This window comes from Luteolibacter arcticus (assembly GCF_025950235.1).
GTDB lineage: Bacteria > Verrucomicrobiota > Verrucomicrobiia > Verrucomicrobiales > Akkermansiaceae > Haloferula > Haloferula arctica.
The window spans coordinates 180,213-199,730 of sequence record NZ_JAPDDT010000010.1; the positions used below are offsets into that span (position 1 = coordinate 180,213).

Genomic DNA, 19,518 nt, shown 5'->3' on the forward strand with positions numbered 1-19,518 from the left:
GCCGAGGGCACCCGGGTTTTCATGAGCCTCGCTGCGGGCGATCCCGCGAAAATCGCAGGCCTCCCTCTTCAAATGACCTTCCACTGCCCGGCCGTAATCGTGGGCTGCGCCCATGTGTCCTCCTCTTTCGTCCGCGTCGGGGCAATCTCCTGCGGGGACTTTCCGCGCCACTTCGATTCCATGCCGCGGATGGCGAAGGTTCCGGCGGCCGGATCGATCTCCAGCACGGTGTATAGCGGACCATCATAATTCGCGCTCGCCACGAGGATCGGGAATTTCTTGGCGAGCGCCGGGTCCACCGAGTCGTTCCTAACACCACCCATGTAGTAATAGGACGCAGAGTTGATGTGCACGTAGGGGATGCCGCCGATCACGCGGCTGTGGTCGATGTGCCAGTGGCCATTGAAGCAACCCGCGACCTTGCACTTGCCGTCAGTGGTTTTGGCAGCTTCGAGTACCGCGCGAACCTCGTCCTGGTTCGTGATGCAGTCCGGACGTTCAAGACTCTGATGCGAGAAGATGAAGGTATTGAGACGGGTGGCCTCGAGATTCTTGCGCAGCCACTCCACCTGATCGGCGGCGATGGTCCTCGGATAGCCGCCCTTCCAATCCGCGGGGCGGTCATTGGCGTCGAGCACGATGAAGTGATAGCCCCCGAGGTCGAAGGAATCGTAGCGGCGCTTCATTCCCCAGAACGCCATGGTTTGTTCGCGCTTGAAGCCGCCGTCGGTGTCGTGGTTTCCTATCACGTGGTATCGCGGACCGCGGAAGCCATTAAAGATGTCGAGGAACGCTTGGTTCGCCGGCTTGGGAGTGCAGAAATCGCCTAGCTGCATCACCGCGTCCACCGACTCCTTGTTCATAAGGTCGATGAAGGACTGGAGCCTTTCATCCGCATCGGGCACGAGGTCCTTGTGGACGTCCGTGATGATGCCAATGCGGAGCTTGCTCGCGCCCTTTTCCGCGGCCCCGAGGGGAAGCACAAAGGCGGGAGCGGCGAGCAACGAATTCTTCAGGAGTTTTCGGCGGGTGACCATGGCTTCGGAGCTTACGAAATGACCGGAGCCCCTGTTGCTCCTCTTTCCCAAATCTTATTGGCAAAATTGCCACCGCTCAAAACGCCGCTCAACGAGCGGGATACTTCACGTCCGGCATCTTGCCGTTCCAATAGGGAGCGGACGGATCGAAAAGGGTCTTACCGCCTCGTATGGAAACCAGGCCGTTGTCTTCGCGGATCGTCATGGTGGTCGTCGATCCATCCATCTTTAACACGACGGCTCTTCCATCGAAGGGCTTGGGATCAAACTGGAACGTGCCGGGAATCAATGGAGCTACCAGCACCGGGGTGTCGCCGTGGGAATCCGCCGGAAGATTGGCAACATAAGCGAAGCCGACCTCTCCCCTCGCGAAAGCTTGTTCCAAAGGCGAAATCACGTCGTCCGGCCGGTGAGTTGGCAAGGATGGGAAGCTGCAATAGCCCATCTTCTCGGAAGCGGCTCCCCCGGCGAGGAGCAGCCGGAAATAATCGTTCGAAGTGGTCAGCGGAAACGGAGCAATCCCCTTCTCCTTGGCAATCTTCTGCATCGTTTTTTCGTTCGGAAACGAGCCGTAGCGTTCCTGATGATCTAACAATGCGAGCAGGATCTGCTTTGCATTGTTGACGGCTTCCGCTCGTGCAGAATTTTTTCCTTTTCGGCGCCGAAGCCCATCCGGACTCGCCAGGACGGCGATGAGCAGGATCAGCAAGACCGCTCCCATAATCCTCATTCCCGAGGTCATCATTTTGTAAGGATGCTCTTGGCGTGCTCCACACCGCAAGTTTGGAGTCGGAATCGGGAATCCGGCATCCCTCAAACGACAACGGGCCGTCCTTTTCAAAGGGACGGCCCGTGCAGGGAAGGCTTGGGGAAGGGAAACTTCGTTTCTCTCAACCGCGGTTGCTGCGGTCTTCGACATTCGGGCCCTTGGCCGCGCGCTTGCGGGCGTTGGCGTCGAGGATGCGCTTGCGCAGTCGAATGTTCTGCGGCGTGGCTTCCACCAGTTCGTCGGCGTCGATGTATTCGATCGCGCGCTCGAGCGAGAAGCGGATGGCCGGGGTCAGCTTGGAGGTCTTGTCCTTGCCGGAGGAGCGCATGTTATCCAGGTGCTTCTCCTTGACCGGGTTCACCGGCAGGTCGCCGACTCGCGGGTTTTCACCGACCAGCATGCCTTCATAGACGGCATCGCCGGGAGCAACGAAAAGGACGCCGCGCTCCTCGAGCATCTGCAGCGAGTAAGGCGTGGCAGTGCCGGAATCCATCGAGACCAGCGTGCCGGTCGTGCGGTTCTGGATATCGCCGGCGTGCGGGCCGTATTCCTTGAAAAGGTGGCTCATGATGCCGTGGCCTGAGGTCAGGTTGACCAGTTCGGTTTCGAAACCGATCAGACCGCGGGTCGGGATGTGCGCCTGGATGAAGACGCGGCCGCTGGCCTCGGTGTCCATGTGCTCCATCATGCCCTTGCGGTTCATGAGGATCTTGAGGATGCCCTGGGTGTAGTCGCCGGGGGCCTCCACGTAGAGGGTCTCGAAGGGTTCGAGCAGCTTGCCGTGATCGTCGCGGCGGTAGATCACGACCGGACGGGAAACGAGGACTTCGAAGCCTTCGCGGCGCATCTGCTCGACCAGCACGGCGATCTGCATCGCGCCACGGGCGGAGACATTGAAGACGCCGGAGAGCTCGGTATCTTCCACGGTGATGGAGATGTTGGTCTTCAGCTCGCGCATCAGGCGCTCGCGGATGGCGCGGGAGGTGACGTGCTTGCCTTCCTTGCCGGCGAGGGGGCCGTCGTTGATCGAGAACTGCATCGACACCGTCGGCGGGTCAATGGCGACGAAAGGAAGCGGCACCTGATCGGCCGAGCCAGCGATAGTCTCGCCGATGTCCACGTTTTCGATACCGGCGGCGATGCCGACGATGCCGCCTGCGCCGCAGCCTTCCGAGTCAGCGGTGGCGAGGCCGGAGTAGGTGAAGGTCTTCATCACCTTGGACTGCACCTTGGTGCCATCCTGGCGGAGGAGGAAAATGGTGTCGCCCTTCTTGACGCTGCCGCCGAGGACCTTGCCGACGGCGACACGGCCGACGTAATCATCCCACTCGATGTTCGAAACGAGCATCAGGAAGGGAGCATCCGGATCGGCCTTCGGTTCGGGGATATGCTCGATGATCTTCTTGAGCAGAGGCACGCAATCCTTCCGCTCGTCTTCCGGGTGATCCATGAAGTAGCCGTCGCGGGCGGAGCCGTAGCAGAAGGGAGCATTGAACTGATCTTCATCCGCATCCAGGTCGAGGAGGAGTTCGAGGACCTGGTCGTGCACCTTCATCGGGGTGGCGAGCGGGCGGTCGATCTTGTTGACCACCACGATCGGCTTGAGGCCTTCCTGCATCGCCTTGCGCAGCACGAAGCGGGTCTGGGCCTGCGGGCCGCCGGAGGCATCCACGACGAGCAGCACGCCATCGACCATCTTCATCACGCGTTCCACCTCGGCGCCGAAGTCGGCGTGACCCGGGGTATCGACGATATTGATGGTGTAGCCTTCCCAGTGGATGGCCGTGTTCTTCGCCTTGATGGTGATGCCCTTTTCCTTTTCGAGGTCCATCGAGTCCATCGCGCGCTCCTGCTGCGCCTGGTTGTCGCGGTAGGTGCCGCCAGCTTGGAGAAGCTGATCGACGAGGGTGGTTTTCCCATGGTCAACGTGGGCGATAATGGCGAGATTGCGGATCTTCAAGGACATGGCGGCGCGTGCCCGGGCGGCGGGCGGGGCGGGGCTATGGACGCTTTTCCCCGGATTGGCAAGGGGTAAGCACGTGACGTTCCTGCCGCGCGGATTTTGCGAATCACCGGGAAAGGTCCGCTTTCAGCCCGGCCAAGCCATCATCGCCTGCTCGGCGACCCCCTTCAACTCGCACCCGGTCGCACGGCTGGCGGCCTGCACCGCCAGCCCTTGGATCACCGTCGAAAGGTAGCGGGCCAGCCGCTTCGTGTCCACGTCAGCACTGAATTCACCCTCCTCCTTCGCCTTCGCGAACCGATCCTCGATCGAGCGCAAGGTATCGCAACGCACCGTCACGAGTTCCTGCTTCACCGGTGTCGCTTCATCGCCGCAGACGAGCGCGCTTTGGATCGAGAGGCATCCGCAAGGGTTCTCCGGATCGCTCAAAACGTTCACCGCTCCCGCCAATAGCTTTTCGGCCGCCTCTCGCGCCGTCGGGGCTTCCAGCGCCAGTGTCACGTAGGATGCCGGGCCTTCGCAGTAGCGAATGAGTGCCTTGCGGAACAGCGATTCCTTGTTGCCGAAGGCCGCGTAGAGACTGGGACGGTTGATTCCCATCGCCTCGGTGAGGTCAGCCATCGAGGCCCCCTCGTAGCCCTTCTCCCAAAAGACGCGCACCGCCCGGTCGAGCGCCCGGTCGGCGTCGAAGGCGCGCGGGCGACCGATGGCAGAAGCGGGTTTCGAGGATTCCATACCTGACGGTAAAAAACTCGCTTGACCCCGGCTTGTCCAGCGGATAGATATGTATCGTTCGTTACATAAGAGGCCACACGAACGAAGACCCCACCTTCAACGGAGTCAAAACCGTGTGGCCTCCTTCCCTAATAGAATCATGAAAAGCATCGCACTTACCAATGACACCTTCGATGCCGCCCTCGCCGGCACCGATCAGCCCGTCCTTGTGGACTTCTGGGCCGAATGGTGCGGCCCATGCAAAATGATCGGCCCCGTGGTCGAGGAAATCGCCGTCGAACAGGACGGCAAGGCCCTCGTCGCCAAGGTCGACGTCGATGCCGCGCCGGAACTCGCGCGCCGCTTCGGCATCAAGGCGATCCCGACGCTGATCGTTTTCAAGAACGGCGAGCCGGTGAGCGTCTTCCGCGGCGTGCAGGACAAGGCCGTTCTGACCGCCGCCCTGGCCGCCTGACTGCTATCGGAGCGTGGCCACCAGTCCGCGAGACTGGGTGCCACGCTCTTTTCATTCTTCAATCATGGCTTCATCCCAAGGCGGGCGCTCGATCCTGCCGATCGTCCTTCTCTCCGCCGCGGGCTTCACCGTTCTGACCACGGAATTCGTCATCGTCGGACTGCTGCCTGCGATGGCGCGCGATCTGGGCGTCAGCGTGTCGCGCGCCGGGCTGCTGGTCACCTTGTTCGCCTTCACAGTGGCGGTGGTCGGCCCGCCTCTCACGGCCTCGTTTTCGCGCTTCGAGCGCAAGCGGCTGTTCGTCAGCACGCTGCTGTTGTTCGCCCTCTCCAATGTCCTCGCCGCAGTCGCCCCGAATTTTGGGATCATGGCCTTTGCCCGCTTCATCCCCGCGGTGATGCTGCCGGTCTTCTGGGCACTCGCAAGTGAAACCGCGGTTGCCATCACCGGTCCGGAGCGTGCCGGGAAAGCGATTTCGATGGTCTCCTTTGGCATTGTCGCCGCCACGATCTTCGGCATTCCGATCGGCACCTTGGTTGGCGATGCCTTCGGCTGGCGCGTGGCTTTTGCCTCGTTGGCTGTGTTGGCGTTGGTGAAGGCGGCACTCCTGTTCTTCTTCCTCCCCTCCATCCAGGGGAAGAAGGGCGCCGCTTCCGTGGCCTCGCAAATGGGCATCCTCCGCGATCCGGTCATTGCCGGTCACGTCCTGCTCTCCCTGCTCGTCTTCGCGGGCATGTTCACGGCCTACACCTACCTCGCCGACATCCTTGAGCGACTCGGAGGCTTCGATGGCGCGACGGTTGGCTGGATCCTGATGGGCTTCGGCGGAGTCGGCATGATCGGCAACTGGCTCGGCGGCCGCCTCGTGGACCGCAGTCCGCTCGGCGCTTCCATCGCCTTCAGCGCGCCGATCGCGCTCGCGATGATCGTGTTGGTGCCTGTCGTGCATTCATTCGTCATGCTCGCCGTGGTTCTCGCGATCTGGGGCATCGCACAGGCTGCGCTTTTCACGGTCTCCCACGTCCGGGTCATGAAATCCGCCTCCGCCAACGCGGCGCTCGGCGCTTCCTTGAACATCTCGGGGGCGAACATGGGCATCGGGCTCGGCGCCATCCTCGGCGGCTGGGTGATCGACGGCTTCGGACTCCCGCACGTCGGCTGGGCGGCAGCAGGTGTCATCGGCTTGTCGATCGCCGCGGCCCTCGTGCTGATGTCGGCAAAGTCACCGGTCCCTGTCGCGACGCCTTGCCCCGAAGGCGAGTGAGGCTATGCGAAGTCGTCCAGCTCCCGGAGGATCGTGACAAACGAAGGCCGGGCCCTGACATCTTCTAACAGGCAACGTTGCTGCAGCTCGCGCAACCCGCCGCAATCGGACTCGCAACGATCCAGCAACTCCTGCAGCAGGCAGCCAAAGGCCCGCACTTCGATCTGCTCCAAGCCGGGCAGTCCGGAGTGAAACGACGCCGCCCCGAAGTCGCCGAGCAGACAGCTTCCTTCCGCATTCCGCAGCACGTTGTGGGCATAGAAGTCCCCGTGCATGATTCCCTTTGAATGCAGCATCATCGCCACCGAAGCCATGCCGCGGGCGATGCGAATAACCACGGGCAGCGGATAGCTTGCTTCCATGGGATACACATCGCGCGTGCAGCTTTCGAGGCTGGGCGGGCCAGCAAGACTCGTGAAATCCAGGTCGATCCATTCCATCACCAGCCCCTGCGCCTGATCCGGATGCCCGCCAATCTTGCCGAGTATAGGAATCGCATTGGAATGCCCCCCCGCCGCAAGATAAGCCGCCATCTCGCTGGCGGGAAGCCCATCGCTGGTCATGGCTCCTTTGAAAATCTTCACCGCCACGGGGCGTCCGCTGGACAATTGTACTGCCCGGTGAATGACGCCCGACGCCCCCTCGCCGAGCTTCTCCTCCAAGGCGAGGTCGGCCCACGCGATCTCCGCCGCGGCGGCCGTCGGCTCTTCGACGAAGGGATTCCCAGCAAAGGCGAGCCAAGCGAGTTTCGGCATCCGGAATAGCCAATCCGGCAGAGACCGGAAGCGGTTCGCGGCGAGGCGGACGAGTTCGAGGTTGGTGCAGGCGGCCATTTCATCCGGCAAGCTTTCCAGCCGATTGCCGGAAAGCATCAGCTTCTGGAGCGGCTGGCAGTTGCCGATGGAGGGGGGTATAGCGGCGATCCGGTTATCGGTGAGGATCAGCCAGCGCAGCGACGGCGGCAGGGCCTCGACACGCTCGATCCGGTTCGACTTGAAGCCGAGCATCGAGAGACCGGCGCACTCGGCGAGCACCGGCGGCAGGTGGTGGAAGTCGTTCTCCGAGCAAAACAAGATCCGCAGTTTCTTCAGCCGCGGCAGATCGGCGGGGAGATCGGAAAGCCGATTGCCGGTTAGATTGAGAATCTCCAACGACTCGGCGAGGTCGAAAATCTCGCGTGGGAAGTCGGTTAGCCCGCAGGAGAGGTCGAGCCGTCGGGTGCCATCGAGTTTGCCAGCGCGGAGGAGGGTCAGTGTGTCCGCGGACATTTCAGGCTTTCTTCAGCAGCGGATTCCATACCCGTTCGAAGCCGAGGCCTTCGAAGTCCTTCACGTTCGCCGTGGCGAAAGATCTCACGCCGTGGTGGAGCAGCGCGTAGGCCTGCCGTGCATCGAAGATCCGGCGGCGCGGCAGCCCCGGTGTCGCCGCCAGCGTCCACAGCTCATCGTGCATGCGCCGGCTGTCGCGCGGGAAGCCGACAATTTTCCAATAAGGATGGGAGCGGTAGATCTGGATCATCTCGGTCGCTTCTCCGGCTCCGAGCGGTCGTTTCAGTACGGCCGGGTTCCGCAGCAGGTTGTAGAACTCCACCAAAATGAACTCCGACAAGACGACGTCCTTGCGAGAGACAAGGCTTTCCAACCAATCGCGCGCTGTTTCGTGCTCTGGCCGGTCGGCGGCATAGCCGAAGAACAGCAGGTTGGTATCGATGGAAAGCATACGGTTCAGCGCCTCCGGGCACGGCTGGGAATGACTTCATTCTCACGCGCCAGATCGCGGAGCTGGGCCGCGTCGAAGTCGGCCGCACCGCGCCGCTGCGGGGCGGGCAATTGCCAGCCTTTCGTCTTCGGCGCGGGTTCGCGCGGCGGATAATAGGGCAGCATCTTCTCCAAGCCGCGGCGAAAGACCTCCGCGAGGCTCATCTCATACTCAGCGGCAATGCGCTTCGCCTCGTCGTAGAGATGATCGGGAATTTGCACCTGCGTCTTGATCATGATGGCAAATTGCCATCATCCGCCTCGCACGTCAATCCGACTATCTGATGGCCACGAAGTCACCGCGGAAATGCAGGCACACGCCCATCTCTTCCTCGACCGTCACCTCAAGGAAAATACGCGCCTTTCCCGCCTTCGCGAAGGTGGCGCGAAAAGCCTCCAGCTCTTTCTCTTCCGGCCGCGGACAGATCGCCCGCAGCGTCCCACGTACCGGATGCCGGTAATCAAGCTCGCTGCGGCGGATCACGACGTGCGCTTCACGGTCGTCGAGCGCATGCCAGAGACAGGCGTAGCCTGTCAGTGTCGCGAGCGCCGCCAGGCTGCCGCCGAAGGCCGTGCCAAGATGATTGTGGTTCGGCTCCAGCGGGGCGGTGAGGACGAGGCCTTCCGCATCGCACGACTCGACCCGCACGCCCATCGCTTGGGAGAGCGGGATCTTCTCGTGCAGGAAGGCCTCGATCTCCGCAGGGCTCATGCGTCGAGTTCGTGGATGCGTTCCAAGTGCCGGCCGCCTTCGAAGGGCGTGGTCAGGAAAGCATCGACGATCGCAAGTGCGGTGCGCAGGTCGAGCACCCGCTCGCCGAGCGAGAGGACGTTGGCGTCGTTGTGCTGGCGACCGAGCTTGGCGGTCTCCACATTCCAGCACAGTGCGCAGCGGACGCCCTTGATGCGGTTGGCGGCCATCGCCTCGCCATTGCCAGAGCCACCGAGCACGATGCCGCGGTCGAATGTCCCCGCCGCGACCCCCTCGGCGACCTCCCGGATGAAGGGAACGTAGGAAACCGGGACTTCCGAGTCCGTGCCGACATCGATCACGGTGATGTCCTTGGCGCGGAGTTGGGCAATGATTTCCCGCTTGTAAGAGAAGCCGGCGTGATCGGATCCGATGGCGATTTTCATGGTGTGGACGGCAGTGCCGGGACACGCCGCACCCTCACGGGCGGCGACTCCCGATCCCTAACAATGCACGCCAGAGCCGGACTTGCCAAGCCGACATCCGTACACGGCCGCACCGGCACCCCCGTCAGATCACATGTCCCCCCCGGGCCAGAGGTTATGAGACGGTGGTGTCGGCGCTGTTGAAACCATGGCCTAACATGCTCCCCGCGTCCATCGGACGAGAGCCCGATTTACTGCGCCGAGCGCCCGGACAAGCCCGTCAGGGCAGCACCTTACAAGATCACTCGTTCGGATGATCGCGCCGCCACGCGATGGCCTGGCGCAGCAATTCCGAAGCATCCTTGAGTTCCAGCTTCTCCTTGATCCGAGTGCGGTAGGTTTCCACCGTTTTCACATCGAGTCCGAGCTGCTCGGCGATCTGGCGCGTGCCAAAACCCTCGCCGACGAGACCGAAGACCTGAAGCTCGCGATCGGAAAGCACGTCGAGCGAACGCACCGCACCCTTCGACTTGCCGAGCATGCGGGAAAGAATGTCGGCGGAGATTTCTTCGCTGAGAAAAACCTTTCCCGCCATGACCTGGCGAATCGCATCGAGAATCTTGCGCGTGGCTTCCTGCTTGGTGATGTAGCCGTGTGCCCCAGCTCGGATAACGCGCTCAGCGTAAAGGTTTTCATCCTGCATCGACAGCACCAGGATCAGCAGCTCCGGGTGCATCACGCGCAGGTCCTTGATGAGATCGAGACCGTTCGAGCGCCTGAGGGTGAGATCGACGATGGCGAGCCGCGGCTTCTCCCGCTCGATCACTTCTAGCGCACCACCCCGGTCCTCCGCCTCGCCACAGACCGAGAGATCCGGCTCGCGGTTGATGACCTCCGCGAGGCGCTCGCGAACCATCGGGTGATCGTCCACCAGGACGATGCGGGCATGGTCATTTGTGGTGGCAGTCATCGGCCGATCGTGGACTGGGGAGATGAAACACAACGGACCCGGGTACCGCCATCTTTTCCGGGCGAGATATCGAGTTCCGCGCCGATCGCACGGGCCCGATAATCCATGATATGAAGACCCATCCCCCCTCCACCGTTTGTGCGGGTACCGCGGATCATGCCATGGCCATTGTCCTCGACCGCCAGCTCGAAGTCGTCCCCAAAGGTGGCGAAGCGGATCGCGATGGATGAAGCAGCGGAATGCTTGACCGCATTGTTCAGTGCTTCCTGGGCGATGCGGTAGAGGTGAATGGAGGCCGCCTTGTCGAGATGGGACGGCTTTCCGGAAACCTCCGCGGTGCAGCGAATGCCGGTGTGCTTCGAGGTGCTGCGCGCAAGATCGCGCAACGCCGTTTCAAGACCCTCTTCCTCAAGGGGAACCGGATGGAGACCTTTCGCGATGTCTCGCGCCTGGCCGATTGACTCGTCGATGGATTTCGCAATGCGTTCCGCGTCGGCCGCCTCCGGTGCGGACTTTTCTTCCAAGCTTCGCTGCAGCAGCGCGGCGGAAAATGCAGTCGCCACAAGCTGCTGGCAAAGTCCGTCGTGCAAATCCTGGCCGATGCGCGCCTGCTCGGACTCCTTGGCATCGAGAATGCGGCGCTCCAGTTTCAGGCGGTTCTTCACTTCATCCTCCAGGCGCGCCGTCCGGTCATGGACGCGCGCTTCCAAGGTCCCATTGAGCTTTCTCAGCGAGATCAGCAGCAACACCGCCACCATCAGCACCCCACATCGCAGAGCGGCATTCCAGTAAGGCACATAAGTCGGAACCGCCGGCCCCGAGGTCTGCAAGTCAGCATACAAAGAGACACCCGTGGCCAGAATGGAGAATATGATGCTCGTGCGTGTGCCAGCGTGACGAGTGACCAGAAGCACGGGCAACATGTAGAAGAACGCGCTGCCGAGCTGTGGCTCGATCCGCGTATCGATCACCCCGATGATCAGGAGCGCAAGGCTCCCGATCACCACTACTTGCCAAGGCTTGGAGGGAAAAGTCACCGCGCGCCTTTCTCCGCCGACGTTTCCGTGGACCACCATTTCGAGAGACAAGCACCCGCGAGATCCGGAATCGCGAGGCCCGATTCGGAGTAGTGCGAGCTGTCGTTGAAAAGCATCAAGCGTGCCCGGACCGGATCCTTGAAATCCACGATGTTCAGCGCGGCGGGATCTTGGTCGAGGTTGTCACGGTAGCGTCGCGGATCGAAGCCTAGTAGCGAGCTCAGCAGCAGCCGGATGGTCGCCTTGTGGGAGACGACGATCACCGGCTTTCCTTCATGCCGTTGCACGATCTCGAGCAATGCCGGCAAGGCCCGCGCCGTCACTGCGAGCCCACTTTCGCCGCCCGGCGGCGCGTAGGTGAAGGGATCGCGATCCCACGCGGTGACCTCATCCGGATAGGCGTGCTCGACCTCCTTGCGAGTCATCTGTTCCCAATGGCCGTGCGAAATCTCCTTCAAGCCATCGCGCACCGTCACCTCCGTGCCATGCGGCGCGGCGAGGATGCGGGCCGTCTCCATCGTCCGCCCGAGCGGCGAGGCATAGACGGCATCGACCGGGATCAGGCTGAGGCGTTCCGCGAGACGACGGACCTGAGCCCTGCCCTCTTCGGACAGCTCGACATCGGTCGATCCGGCGAAGCGGTCTTCGGCCGTGAGCACCGTCGCCCCGTGGCGGATCAGGAAGATGCGGGTGATGACGGACATGCGACACCAAGGGACGCGATCAAGCGCCCTTGTTCCAGCCGGAAATCCGCTCGGTCAGCCATGCGATCTCTTCGGGAAAGACGGTGTGGTCGTAGCCGCGGAAGATCTGCTTGGTGAGCGCCGTGTTGGAACCGGCGAGGATGCCCGCGCTTTCCTCCACGAGGGGCAGCGGAATATGCGGGTCGTGATCCGCGCAGGCGATCAGCACCGGCGTCTGCAACAGGTCGGAGGGTTTCCGTGAAACTCCCTCGGGTCCGATCAAGGCGCTGCTCAGTCCGGCGACGAAGCCGTAGCGCTTCGGGTTGCGGTGGGCATACTCCAGCGCCAAACAGCCGCCCTGCGAAAAACCGGCGATGCCGATCCTGTCGTCCGGGATGCCGCCCTCGCGCGCTTCATTCACCAGCCGGTCAACCAGCGCCAGCGCGCTGGAAAGCCACGGCTCGTTCTCTGCCAGCGGCACGAAGAAGCGCTGAGGATACCACGTGAACTGCGTCGCCTGCGGGGCCGCAACCGCGAGATTCTCCGCGGGCAAGTAGTCCTCCAGCCCGATGATGTCGTCGGCCGTGGCTCCGCGACCATGGAGAAGGATCAGCGCACCGGCGGCCTCCGCGAGCGGCTTGCCGCGGCGCAAGGTTTGGGAAACATCGTGGATACTCATGACAGGGAAGCGGCGGGTTGGAGCGGAGGAAGGATTTGTTCGATGCGGGCGCGCAGGTGCTCGTGCTGCTTCGGCAGCTTGAGGCCGGTGCCGAGCAACTCCGGCATCTCATCGACCGCAAAGCCGGGATTCTCCGTCGCGATCTCGAAGAGGATGCCGCCCTTTTCGCGGTAGTAAATCGAGTGGAAATAATCGCGATCCATCACCGGCGAGACTTGATAGCCCGACCGCTGGAGTTCGGCCTGCTTGGCGAGTTCCGTCTCATCGTCCGGCACACTCCACGCGATGTGGTGGATCGTTCCCGAGCCGCCACTGCCGCGCGGACCCTGGCTTTCAAGCACGTCGGCATAGCGGCCCGAGCCGCCCGGACCGGCTTCGAAGCGAGCGCGGTTTCCCTCCCGCTTCACGAGGCGGAAGCCCATCTCAATCGAAAGCAAGGCTTCCGTGGCTGCGGCAAAGGCTACCGTCAACTCGGCCGTATGCAGTCCGCGCAAGGCGTGCTCCGCAGGAATGCCCGCGCCAGTCCAGCCGTGGCGTGCATCATCCGGCACCGCGACAATTTCGACGGGGATCTTGTCCGGATCAACGAAGGCCAGCACCTCCTCGCCGAAGCGGTTCTTCCGCTCGACCGCCACGGCCTGCTTCTCCAAGCGCTCTTGCCAATAACCGAGCGACCCTCCCGGCGCGGAGAACACTAGCGCGGTAGTCTGCCCGCTGCCGAGGCGTCCGCGGGCGTCGTGCCCGGGCCAGTAGAAGAAGGTCACGATGCTGCCAGGCGAGCCGCTTTCATCACCGTAGTAGAGGTGATAGGCGGAGGGATCGTCGAAGTTGACCGTCTTCTTCACCATCCGCAGGCCGAGCAAGCCGGCGTAGAAGTCGATGTTCCGTTGCGGGTCGCTCGCGATGGCGGTGACGTGATGGATGCCTGTGATTTCCGGTTTCATAGTCGTGATCCTTTCAAGAAATGGGGATGAAGAGCGAACGCCGCACGCCCGCGCTGAGCTGCTTCGTGCGATGGCCGGGGCCCTGCGTGTCTTCCACCAGCAGGATATCGCCACCGCCGAACTCGCGAACCTCGCCGTCGCCGGTTTCGATGGCAATCCGTCCATCTAACAAAACAATCCATTGCCTCCGCGGTGCGGGATGCCAGTCGTAATCGTAGCTGGCATCCGTTTCGCGGAAGACCACCGCTCCGGCAGGAAGGTCGGCAGAAAGCCGGCCGATCTCTCCGGCGTCGTTCAACGGGATCGTGATGTCCTCGAAGCGGGTAACCCCGGAGGCATCGGCGTGGATTCGGGTGGCGTTCACGGCATGAGACTATGCCCGATGATGTGATCCGGGAAATGCCACATCCGAGGGCTGAGCATGATACCGGAACATGCCCAGCCCCCTCCCATTCCTCAGATGCCGTAGCCGCCATCCACACCGAGCGCGATGCCGGTGGTGTATCCGGAATTCGGCGAGCACAGGTAGAGCACTGCTTCGGCGACTTCCTCCGGCCGGCCGAAACGCCCCACCGGATGGATGCCGATCATGTAGGCGTGCAACTGCGGGTCATCGCGGAAGCCAGCGGTCATGTCCGTCTCGATGACCGCCGGGCAGACGGCATTGATCCGCACGCCGGACTTCGCGTTTTCCAGCGCCGCGCTCTTGGTCAAGCCGATGACCGCAGCCTTGCTGGCATTGTAGATGGCGCAGTTGGGGATCGGGCGGATTCCAAGCACGGAGGCATTGTTCACGATCGATCCGCCGCCGGTTTTCTGGATGGCGGGGATCTGGTGTTTGAGGCACAGGGCCACGCCTCCGACGTTGATGGCCAAGGTCCGGTGGATCACGTCGGCGGTGACCTGCGTGAGCGGCCCGCTTTCGAGGTGAACGCCCGCGTTGTTGAACGCGAAGTCCAGCCGCCCGAAGGTGTCGACTGTAGTCGCGACCAGATTCGCGATTTCCGCTTCCTCCGCGATGTCGGTGCGTACGAACAAGCCCTTGCCGCCCGCTTGCTCGATCAGCGCGACCGACTCCGCGCCCTCGCTTTCACGACGGCCCGCCACCACCACGCTCGCTCCCTGCGCCGCGAAAGCGATGGCAGTGGAACGCCCGATACCGGCGGTCCCGCCGGTGACGATGATAACTTTGCCTGAATGAAGTTTCATACGTGTGGTCCAGAAGTCGGAGGACTACGAACGCGCGAACGCGAGCAGATCGGCATTGAGCTGATCCTTCGCGGTATCGCCGAGGCTGTGGCTGCCGCCCGGGTAGATCTTGAGCTCCGCATTAGGCACTAGCTTCGAGGAAAGCATGGCCGCCGCGCCGATCGGCACGATCTGGTCGTCATCGCCATGGATGATGAGCGTGGGCACGTCGATCTTCTTCAGGTCTTCGGTGAAGTCCGTTTCGGAGAAGGCCTTGATGCAGTCGTAAGCGTTCTTGTGACCGGACAGCATGCCCTGCAGCCACCACGATTGGATAAGACCCTGCGAGACCTTTGCACCCGGCCGGTTGAATCCGAAGAAGGGACCGCTGGCGACATCGAGGAAGAACTGCGCTCGATCTGTTAGGTAGGCCGTACGGAAGCCGTCGAACACCTCCATCGGCAGGCCACCGGGATTCGCATCAGTCTTGAGCATGATCGGCGGCACCGCGCCCATCAGCACGGCCTTCTTCACGCGCTTCGTGCCATGGCGACCGATGTAGCGCGCCACTTCGCCGCCGCCGGTCGAGTGACCGATCATGACGGCGTCCTTCACATCGAGCTGCTCGAACAACTCGGCGAGGTCATCGGCATACTGGTCCATGTGATTGCCGTCCCACGGCTGGCTGGAGCGACCGTGACCGCGGCGGTCGTGGCCGATGCAGCGGAAGCCGTGCGAGGCGAGGTGGAACATCTGCGCTTCCCACGCGTCAGCCGTCAGCGGCCAACCGTGGCTGAAGGTAACGATCGGGCCGTCCTTCGGGCCCCAATCCTTGTAGTAGATGCTCGTTCCGTCCTTGGTGGTGATGGTGCTCATGTCAGTTCTGGGGTTGGGATCAAATCAGGAAATATTTGCCGCCATGGGTGTCGTCGATAAAGGGGATTCTCGTGAATCAGCCTGGCCGCATGCCCACGACAGCGCGTAATCGGCGACTTCCTCCCAACCGTTCTCCGCGATGATGAAGTGACTGCGGCCGGGGAATTCCTTGAACTCGGTGATCGCGCTGGAGCGGTATTTCCGGAAGTTCTTCCGGTTGAGCGCGGACGGCATGATGACGTCCTTCTCGCCACCGATCAGTAGCAGCGGCGCGCGCTTGCCGTTGTGGAAATCGATGAACGTCGGAGCCTTCGCCATGAAGTTGGCCAGCGCTGCCTGGAAGATCGCTCGCCCGGATGCGGGGATGGCAATGCTTTCATAGGCCTCGCGCACTTCGGCTTCCGACAGCGTGTTGGCGAAGACCTTCCAGAACTGCTCCAAGGTAAAGAGAAAGGTTCCTCGAAACGTCGATGGCTTCAGGAAGGCCGGCAGCAGGGACAGGTAGGTCGAAACAGGTAGCACCAGCACGCCCTTCGGCGGCACCGAGTCGATCGCCACACCGGCTGCGCCGAAGCCGCGGTCGATCAGGACCTGGGTGAGCACGCCGCCATAGGAGTGGCCCATCAGGATCGGTGGCTCGGGCAGGCCACGAATGATCTCCGCATAGTGAGCGATCACTTGCTCCGCACCGACCCCGTTGAGGCTCGAAGGATCCCGGCGCATCCCCGCAGCGTCGTCACTTACGCCAGGCCATGCCGGCGCGAGCACCTTGTGACCACGAGATTCATAGTAGCTGCGGAACTTGTCCCAGCAATGCGGCGTGACCCACAGGCCGTGGATCAATACGATCGGGCGTTTCGCGTTCATGGTGCTTCAGCGATCGCCGCCCGAGATGAAGTGCATCTGCCCGGTGACCCACGACGCGTCATCGGAGGCCAGGTAAACGACGGCTGGAGCGATGTCGTCCGGCTGCCCGATCCGCCCGAGCGCAGTCTGTTCACCGAGCTTCTTGAAGATGTCGATGAGCCCCTGCGCGTGGACGCCCTCGCTTTCCGTCGGCCCGGGATTGATCGAGTTCACCCGGATTCCCTTTGGCCCGAGCTCCTTCGAGAAGGTTCGCGTCAACCCATCGACCGCAGACTTGGTGGCATTGTAAACGCCGGTCCCCGCCGGAGAATGCGTGCTCACGGTGGAGCTGGTGTTGATGATGCTGCCGCCGGCGGGATTGAAATGCTTCAGCGCCTCCTGCGTGGCGAGGATGGGGCCGAGCACGTTGATTTCGAACAGGCGGTGAAAATGCTCAGGCGCGATCGCTTCGATCGGCTTGAAGTCAAAGACACCGGCATTGTTCACTAGGATGTCGATGGGGCCGAATGCGGCCACGGCTTCCGCAAAGAGCTGCTGCACTTCACCGGGATCTGCGACGTTGGCCTTGATGGCGATCGCGCTGCCACCGTTGGCGGCGATCCCGGCGACGACCTCTTCTGCGGCAGCGGGCGAGGACGAGTAGTTCACCACCACCTTGGCACCGGCGGCGGCGAGATGCTTGGCGATGGCAGCGCCGATGCCTTTCGAGGCACCGGTGACGACGGCGGTTTTGCCGGATAGTTTTCCAGACATGGGGCGGGAATAGGTTGGACGTTCATCATCCATTGGAAATCCACAGCCGCCCGTGACGAACGATCTTCAGAAGGCAAAACAATCGCAGCCCGCGCCCCACAGCGGACCCGGAGCAGGAGCCGAGCGTGGCCCGGATTTCATCGACGTCGTCCGGCCATCCCAATGCGGCGCGCCATAGCCGCCGAACCTCGCGACCGGCGACCACTCGGGCAGCACCGGGATCGGCGGGGCATCGTGCTCGCGGAAAGGACCGGCGGCGTAAACCGGCTTGCCGCCGACGATCGTGAGCACCGATTGCAGGTCGCGGATCCTTTCCTCCGCCACGGCGAGGTAGTCCTCGCTGGTGACGACCAGATCGGCGAGCTGGCCGGGAATGATGCGGCCTTTCACATCGTCCTCGCCGGAGAACCACGCGCTGCCGGAGGTGTAGAGCCGCAGCGCTTCCACGCGGCTCATCCGGTTAGCTTCCGGGTAGAGTTCGAGCCCGCCGATGGTGCGGCCGCTGACCATCCAGTAGAGCGAGTTGAAGGGATTGTAGTTCGCCACCCGCGTGGCATCGGTACCCGCGCCAACGGGAATTCCCATCTCCAGCATTTTTCTAACAGGTGGCGTGCGCTCCGCGGCTTTCGCACCATAGCGATCCACGAAGTATTCGCCTTGGAAGGCCATGCGATGCTGGATGGCGATCCCGCCGCCGAGGGCTTTCACCCGCTCCAGGTTGCGATCGCTGATGGTCTCGCAGTGATCGAGGAACCAGCGGAGATCCTGCAACGGAGCTTCCCGGTCCACGCGCTCGAAGACATCGAGGAAACGAGAGATGCTTTCATCGTAGGTCGCATGCAGGCGGAATGGCCAGCGATTCGAGGCGAGTGCCAGCACCACGTCTTCCAGCTCGCTCTCCAGCGAGGCGGCGAGGTCGGGCCGCGGCTCCAGGAAGTCCTCAAAGTCCGCGGCCGAGAAGACCAGCATTTCGCCCGCACCATTCATGCGGAAGAAGGCATCGCCATCCCCCGGCTTGGTCATCTTCATCCACCGGGCAAAGTCTTCCTTCTCCTGCTTCGGCTTTTGCGTGAAGAGATTGTAGGCGATGCGCACCGTAAGTTCGTCGCGCTCGTGGAGCTGGCGGATGATCGCGTAATCGTCCGGGTAGTTCTGGAATCCGCCGCCAGCATCGATGCAGCTCGTCACCCCGAGGCGATTCAGCTCGCGCATGAAATGGCGCGTCGAGTTTAGCTGATGCTCGGGCGGCAGCTTCGGGCCCTTCGCCAGCGTCGCGTAGAGGATCATCGCGTTCGGCCGGGCGATGAGCAGGCCGGTGGGGTTGCCATTCTTGTCGCGCTGGATCTCCCCGCCGGGAGGATCGGGCGTGTCCTTGGTGTAGCCGCACGCCCGCAGTGCGGCGTGATTGAGCAAGGCGCGGCAGTAGAGATGAAGGATGAAGACGGGGGTGTCGGGCGCGGCTTCATTGAGTTCGTCGAGCGTCGGCATGCGCTGTTCGACGAATTGAAACTCACTCCATGAGCCGACCACGCGCACCCACTGGCCTGTCGGCGTGACGGCCGCCTGAAGCTTCAGCATGCGCATCGCCTCTGATAGCGAAGGGATGCCGTCCCAACGCAGCTCGAGGTTGTAATTCAGCCCACCGCGGATGAGGTGGAGATGGGAATCGTTCAGGCCGGGAATGACGCGGTGGCCTTGGAGGTCGATGACCTTCGTCTGCGGTCCCGGTTGAATCTCCTCGTCGCTGGTGGCGAGGATGCGGCCGTCCTTGATCGCGACGTGTTTCGCTTCCGGCTTCGCGGGATCGAGGGTCGTGACGCGGCCGTTGCGGAGGATGAGATCGGGAGTTTCCATAACTTTGTTAGATCGTGGGAAAGAGCCAGCGGCGGAAGAGCTTGGTGAGATTCGGCATCACCACCCAGGTCAGCAGGGCAACGACGAGGCCGGTGACGAGGACATTCCGCGCAAGCGGATGCCACGCCGGCAGGAGCTTGCCGAAGAGCGGCGGCAGCACCGAGGTCAGCGGGTAAACGCCGAGGAACGTGACGAGCGCCATCTTCGGCTTCGGCGGTGGATGGGCATGCGGCTGGCCCGGCAGCGTGAACCACCCGGAGAGCCCACCCATCTCCTCAATGTGCGGATCTTCCTCGGTCAGCGTGCGCAGGCGGACCATCCACTCCTTGTAGGCCTCCGATGCCGTGAATGCCCGCCGAGCCTCCATGTCCGCAAAACGATCGACCACCGTGTAGTCGCGTGGATGGCCCTGCTCCGAGCGCAGCACGTGAATTCCGCGATTGCCCGGGAACGAGAGTGCGAAGGTGATGAACTCACGCATCGCGCCCTCGAAGTCCGCCTCACAGCCCGGCTTGGTGCGGCGGCGGACGACGACGGTCACGGAGGGATCTTCCGGTGGCGGGGACATGCTC

23 protein-coding genes are annotated in these 19,518 nt (G+C 62.7%); 2 read left to right on the forward strand and 21 right to left on the reverse strand.

The genetic code is table 11. The features are described from left to right. Positions 1-68 precede the first annotated feature (68 nt). From OKA05_RS20400 to OKA05_RS20415, 4 genes are all read right to left on the reverse strand, one after another. Positions 69-1,037: a metallophosphoesterase family protein gene (locus tag OKA05_RS20400; RefSeq protein WP_264489039.1), complete on the reverse strand. Its 969-nt coding sequence runs from the start codon at positions 1,035-1,037 to the stop codon at positions 69-71. An 88-nt stretch (positions 1,038-1,125) separates the two neighbouring features. Beyond that, positions 1,126-1,746: a hypothetical protein gene (locus tag OKA05_RS20405; RefSeq protein WP_264489040.1), complete on the reverse strand. Its 621-nt coding sequence runs from the start codon at positions 1,744-1,746 to the stop codon at positions 1,126-1,128. A 181-nt stretch (positions 1,747-1,927) separates the two neighbouring features. After that, positions 1,928-3,772 (reverse strand): translational GTPase TypA, encoded by a 1,845-nt coding sequence (typA, locus tag OKA05_RS20410; protein ID WP_264489041.1) that lies wholly within the window; start codon positions 3,770-3,772, stop codon positions 1,928-1,930. Positions 3,773-3,895: 123 nt separating this feature from the next. Next, positions 3,896-4,504, reverse strand: a complete 609-nt coding sequence (locus OKA05_RS20415; protein ID WP_264489042.1) for a TetR/AcrR family transcriptional regulator — start codon at positions 4,502-4,504, stop codon at positions 3,896-3,898. Positions 4,505-4,643: 139 nt separating this feature from the next. Here OKA05_RS20415 and trxA point away from each other — a divergent pair, with 139 nt between their 5' ends. Continuing rightward, a complete protein-coding gene (trxA, locus tag OKA05_RS20420; RefSeq protein WP_264489043.1) occupies positions 4,644-4,958 on the forward strand; it encodes a thioredoxin in 315 nt (104 codons plus the stop codon). 64 nt (positions 4,959-5,022) lie between these two features. Then, positions 5,023-6,222 (forward strand): MFS transporter, encoded by a 1,200-nt coding sequence (locus OKA05_RS20425; RefSeq protein ID WP_264489044.1) that lies wholly within the window; start codon positions 5,023-5,025, stop codon positions 6,220-6,222. A gap of 2 nt (positions 6,223-6,224) precedes the next feature. On the opposite strand, the gene OKA05_RS20430 is transcribed toward OKA05_RS20425, so the two are convergent. The 17 genes from OKA05_RS20430 to OKA05_RS20510 form a co-directional block, all read right to left on the reverse strand. Beyond that, positions 6,225-7,490, reverse strand: coding sequence for a leucine-rich repeat-containing protein kinase family protein (locus tag OKA05_RS20430; protein ID WP_264489045.1), 1,266 nt, complete (start codon positions 7,488-7,490; stop codon positions 6,225-6,227). A gap of 1 nt (position 7,491) precedes the next feature. Further along, entirely contained in the window at positions 7,492-7,941 is a 450-nt protein-coding gene (locus OKA05_RS20435; protein ID WP_264489046.1) for a PIN domain-containing protein, read from the reverse strand. Between the two features lie 5 nt (positions 7,942-7,946). Then, entirely contained in the window at positions 7,947-8,216 is a 270-nt protein-coding gene (locus OKA05_RS20440) for a hypothetical protein (protein ID WP_264489047.1), read from the reverse strand. 40 nt (positions 8,217-8,256) lie between these two features. Continuing rightward, positions 8,257-8,691: a YiiD C-terminal domain-containing protein gene (locus tag OKA05_RS20445; RefSeq protein WP_264489048.1), complete on the reverse strand. Its 435-nt coding sequence runs from the start codon at positions 8,689-8,691 to the stop codon at positions 8,257-8,259. Continuing rightward, a complete protein-coding gene (rpiB, locus tag OKA05_RS20450) occupies positions 8,688-9,116 on the reverse strand; it encodes a ribose 5-phosphate isomerase B (protein WP_264489049.1) in 429 nt (142 codons plus the stop codon). Before rpiB ends, OKA05_RS20445 begins: the two co-directional genes overlap by 4 nt. A gap of 280 nt (positions 9,117-9,396) precedes the next feature. Further along, positions 9,397-10,065 carry a response regulator gene (locus OKA05_RS20455; RefSeq protein WP_264489050.1) on the reverse strand — a complete coding sequence of 223 codons (669 nt, stop codon included), beginning with the start codon at positions 10,063-10,065 and terminating at the stop codon, positions 9,397-9,399. Beyond that, complete coding sequence (locus tag OKA05_RS20460) at positions 10,062-11,102, reverse strand: sensor histidine kinase (RefSeq protein WP_264489051.1); 1,041 nt, start codon at positions 11,100-11,102, stop codon at positions 10,062-10,064. The genes OKA05_RS20455 and OKA05_RS20460 overlap by 4 nt, the downstream gene beginning before the upstream one ends. Beyond that, on the reverse strand, positions 11,099-11,806 hold the full coding sequence (locus OKA05_RS20465; protein ID WP_264489052.1) for a histidine phosphatase family protein: 708 nt from the start codon (positions 11,804-11,806) through the stop codon (positions 11,099-11,101). Before OKA05_RS20465 ends, OKA05_RS20460 begins: the two co-directional genes overlap by 4 nt. Before the next feature lie 19 nt (positions 11,807-11,825). Next, positions 11,826-12,464 (reverse strand): alpha/beta hydrolase, encoded by a 639-nt coding sequence (locus OKA05_RS20470; protein WP_264489053.1) that lies wholly within the window; start codon positions 12,462-12,464, stop codon positions 11,826-11,828. Beyond that, positions 12,461-13,408, reverse strand: coding sequence for a ring-cleaving dioxygenase (locus OKA05_RS20475; protein ID WP_264489054.1), 948 nt, complete (start codon positions 13,406-13,408; stop codon positions 12,461-12,463). Before OKA05_RS20475 ends, OKA05_RS20470 begins: the two co-directional genes overlap by 4 nt. A 13-nt stretch (positions 13,409-13,421) precedes the next feature. Then, positions 13,422-13,772, reverse strand: coding sequence for a cupin domain-containing protein (locus tag OKA05_RS20480; protein WP_264489055.1), 351 nt, complete (start codon positions 13,770-13,772; stop codon positions 13,422-13,424). A 92-nt stretch (positions 13,773-13,864) separates the two neighbouring features. Then, complete coding sequence (locus OKA05_RS20485; RefSeq protein WP_264489056.1) at positions 13,865-14,617, reverse strand: glucose 1-dehydrogenase; 753 nt, start codon at positions 14,615-14,617, stop codon at positions 13,865-13,867. Between the two features lie 24 nt (positions 14,618-14,641). Then, on the reverse strand, positions 14,642-15,472 hold the full coding sequence (locus tag OKA05_RS20490) for an alpha/beta fold hydrolase (RefSeq protein ID WP_264489057.1): 831 nt from the start codon (positions 15,470-15,472) through the stop codon (positions 14,642-14,644). A 24-nt stretch (positions 15,473-15,496) separates the two neighbouring features. Further along, positions 15,497-16,339 (reverse strand): alpha/beta hydrolase, encoded by an 843-nt coding sequence (locus OKA05_RS20495; RefSeq protein ID WP_264489058.1) that lies wholly within the window; start codon positions 16,337-16,339, stop codon positions 15,497-15,499. 6 nt (positions 16,340-16,345) lie between these two features. Then, a complete protein-coding gene (locus OKA05_RS20500) occupies positions 16,346-17,092 on the reverse strand; it encodes an SDR family NAD(P)-dependent oxidoreductase (RefSeq protein ID WP_264489059.1) in 747 nt (248 codons plus the stop codon). Positions 17,093-17,158: 66 nt separating this feature from the next. Next, complete coding sequence (locus OKA05_RS20505; protein WP_264489060.1) at positions 17,159-18,946, reverse strand: amidohydrolase; 1,788 nt, start codon at positions 18,944-18,946, stop codon at positions 17,159-17,161. A gap of 7 nt (positions 18,947-18,953) precedes the next feature. Then, positions 18,954-19,514, reverse strand: a complete 561-nt coding sequence (locus tag OKA05_RS20510) for an antibiotic biosynthesis monooxygenase (protein WP_264489061.1) — start codon at positions 19,512-19,514, stop codon at positions 18,954-18,956. Between the last annotated feature and the right edge of the window lie 4 nt (positions 19,515-19,518).

What these genes read in the sequence shown, in the direction of transcription:
- trxA (WP_264489043.1), top strand. Translation starts at nt 4,644, where the DNA reads ATGAAAAGCATCGCACTTACCAATGACACCTTCGATGCCGCCCTCGCC.
- OKA05_RS20425 (WP_264489044.1), top strand. Translation starts at nt 5,023, where the DNA reads ATGGCTTCATCCCAAGGCGGGCGCTCGATCCTGCCGATCGTCCTTCTC.
- OKA05_RS20495 (WP_264489058.1), bottom strand. Translation starts at nt 16,339, where the DNA reads ATGAACGCGAAACGCCCGATCGTATTGATCCACGGCCTGTGGGTCACG.
- rpiB (WP_264489049.1), bottom strand. Translation starts at nt 9,116, where the DNA reads ATGAAAATCGCCATCGGATCCGATCACGCCGGCTTCTCTTACAAGCGG.
- OKA05_RS20475 (WP_264489054.1), bottom strand. Translation starts at nt 13,408, where the DNA reads ATGAAACCGGAAATCACAGGCATCCATCACGTCACCGCCATCGCGAGC.
- OKA05_RS20490 (WP_264489057.1), bottom strand. Translation starts at nt 15,472, where the DNA reads ATGAGCACCATCACCACCAAGGACGGAACGAGCATCTACTACAAGGAT.
- OKA05_RS20455 (WP_264489050.1), bottom strand. Translation starts at nt 10,065, where the DNA reads ATGACTGCCACCACAAATGACCATGCCCGCATCGTCCTGGTGGACGAT.
- OKA05_RS20470 (WP_264489053.1), bottom strand. Translation starts at nt 12,464, where the DNA reads ATGAGTATCCACGATGTTTCCCAAACCTTGCGCCGCGGCAAGCCGCTC.
- typA (WP_264489041.1), bottom strand. Translation starts at nt 3,772, where the DNA reads ATGTCCTTGAAGATCCGCAATCTCGCCATTATCGCCCACGTTGACCAT.
- OKA05_RS20510 (WP_264489061.1), bottom strand. Translation starts at nt 19,514, where the DNA reads ATGTCCCCGCCACCGGAAGATCCCTCCGTGACCGTCGTCGTCCGCCGC.
- OKA05_RS20445 (WP_264489048.1), bottom strand. Translation starts at nt 8,691, where the DNA reads ATGAGCCCTGCGGAGATCGAGGCCTTCCTGCACGAGAAGATCCCGCTC.
- OKA05_RS20500 (WP_264489059.1), bottom strand. Translation starts at nt 17,092, where the DNA reads ATGTCTGGAAAACTATCCGGCAAAACCGCCGTCGTCACCGGTGCCTCG.
- OKA05_RS20505 (WP_264489060.1), bottom strand. Translation starts at nt 18,946, where the DNA reads ATGGAAACTCCCGATCTCATCCTCCGCAACGGCCGCGTCACGACCCTC.
- OKA05_RS20415 (WP_264489042.1), bottom strand. Translation starts at nt 4,504, where the DNA reads ATGGAATCCTCGAAACCCGCTTCTGCCATCGGTCGCCCGCGCGCCTTC.
- OKA05_RS20400 (WP_264489039.1), bottom strand. Translation starts at nt 1,037, where the DNA reads ATGGTCACCCGCCGAAAACTCCTGAAGAATTCGTTGCTCGCCGCTCCC.
- OKA05_RS20440 (WP_264489047.1), bottom strand. Translation starts at nt 8,216, where the DNA reads ATGATCAAGACGCAGGTGCAAATTCCCGATCATCTCTACGACGAGGCG.
- OKA05_RS20435 (WP_264489046.1), bottom strand. Translation starts at nt 7,941, where the DNA reads ATGCTTTCCATCGATACCAACCTGCTGTTCTTCGGCTATGCCGCCGAC.
- OKA05_RS20485 (WP_264489056.1), bottom strand. Translation starts at nt 14,617, where the DNA reads ATGAAACTTCATTCAGGCAAAGTTATCATCGTCACCGGCGGGACCGCC.
- OKA05_RS20465 (WP_264489052.1), bottom strand. Translation starts at nt 11,806, where the DNA reads ATGTCCGTCATCACCCGCATCTTCCTGATCCGCCACGGGGCGACGGTG.
- OKA05_RS20430 (WP_264489045.1), bottom strand. Translation starts at nt 7,490, where the DNA reads ATGTCCGCGGACACACTGACCCTCCTCCGCGCTGGCAAACTCGATGGC.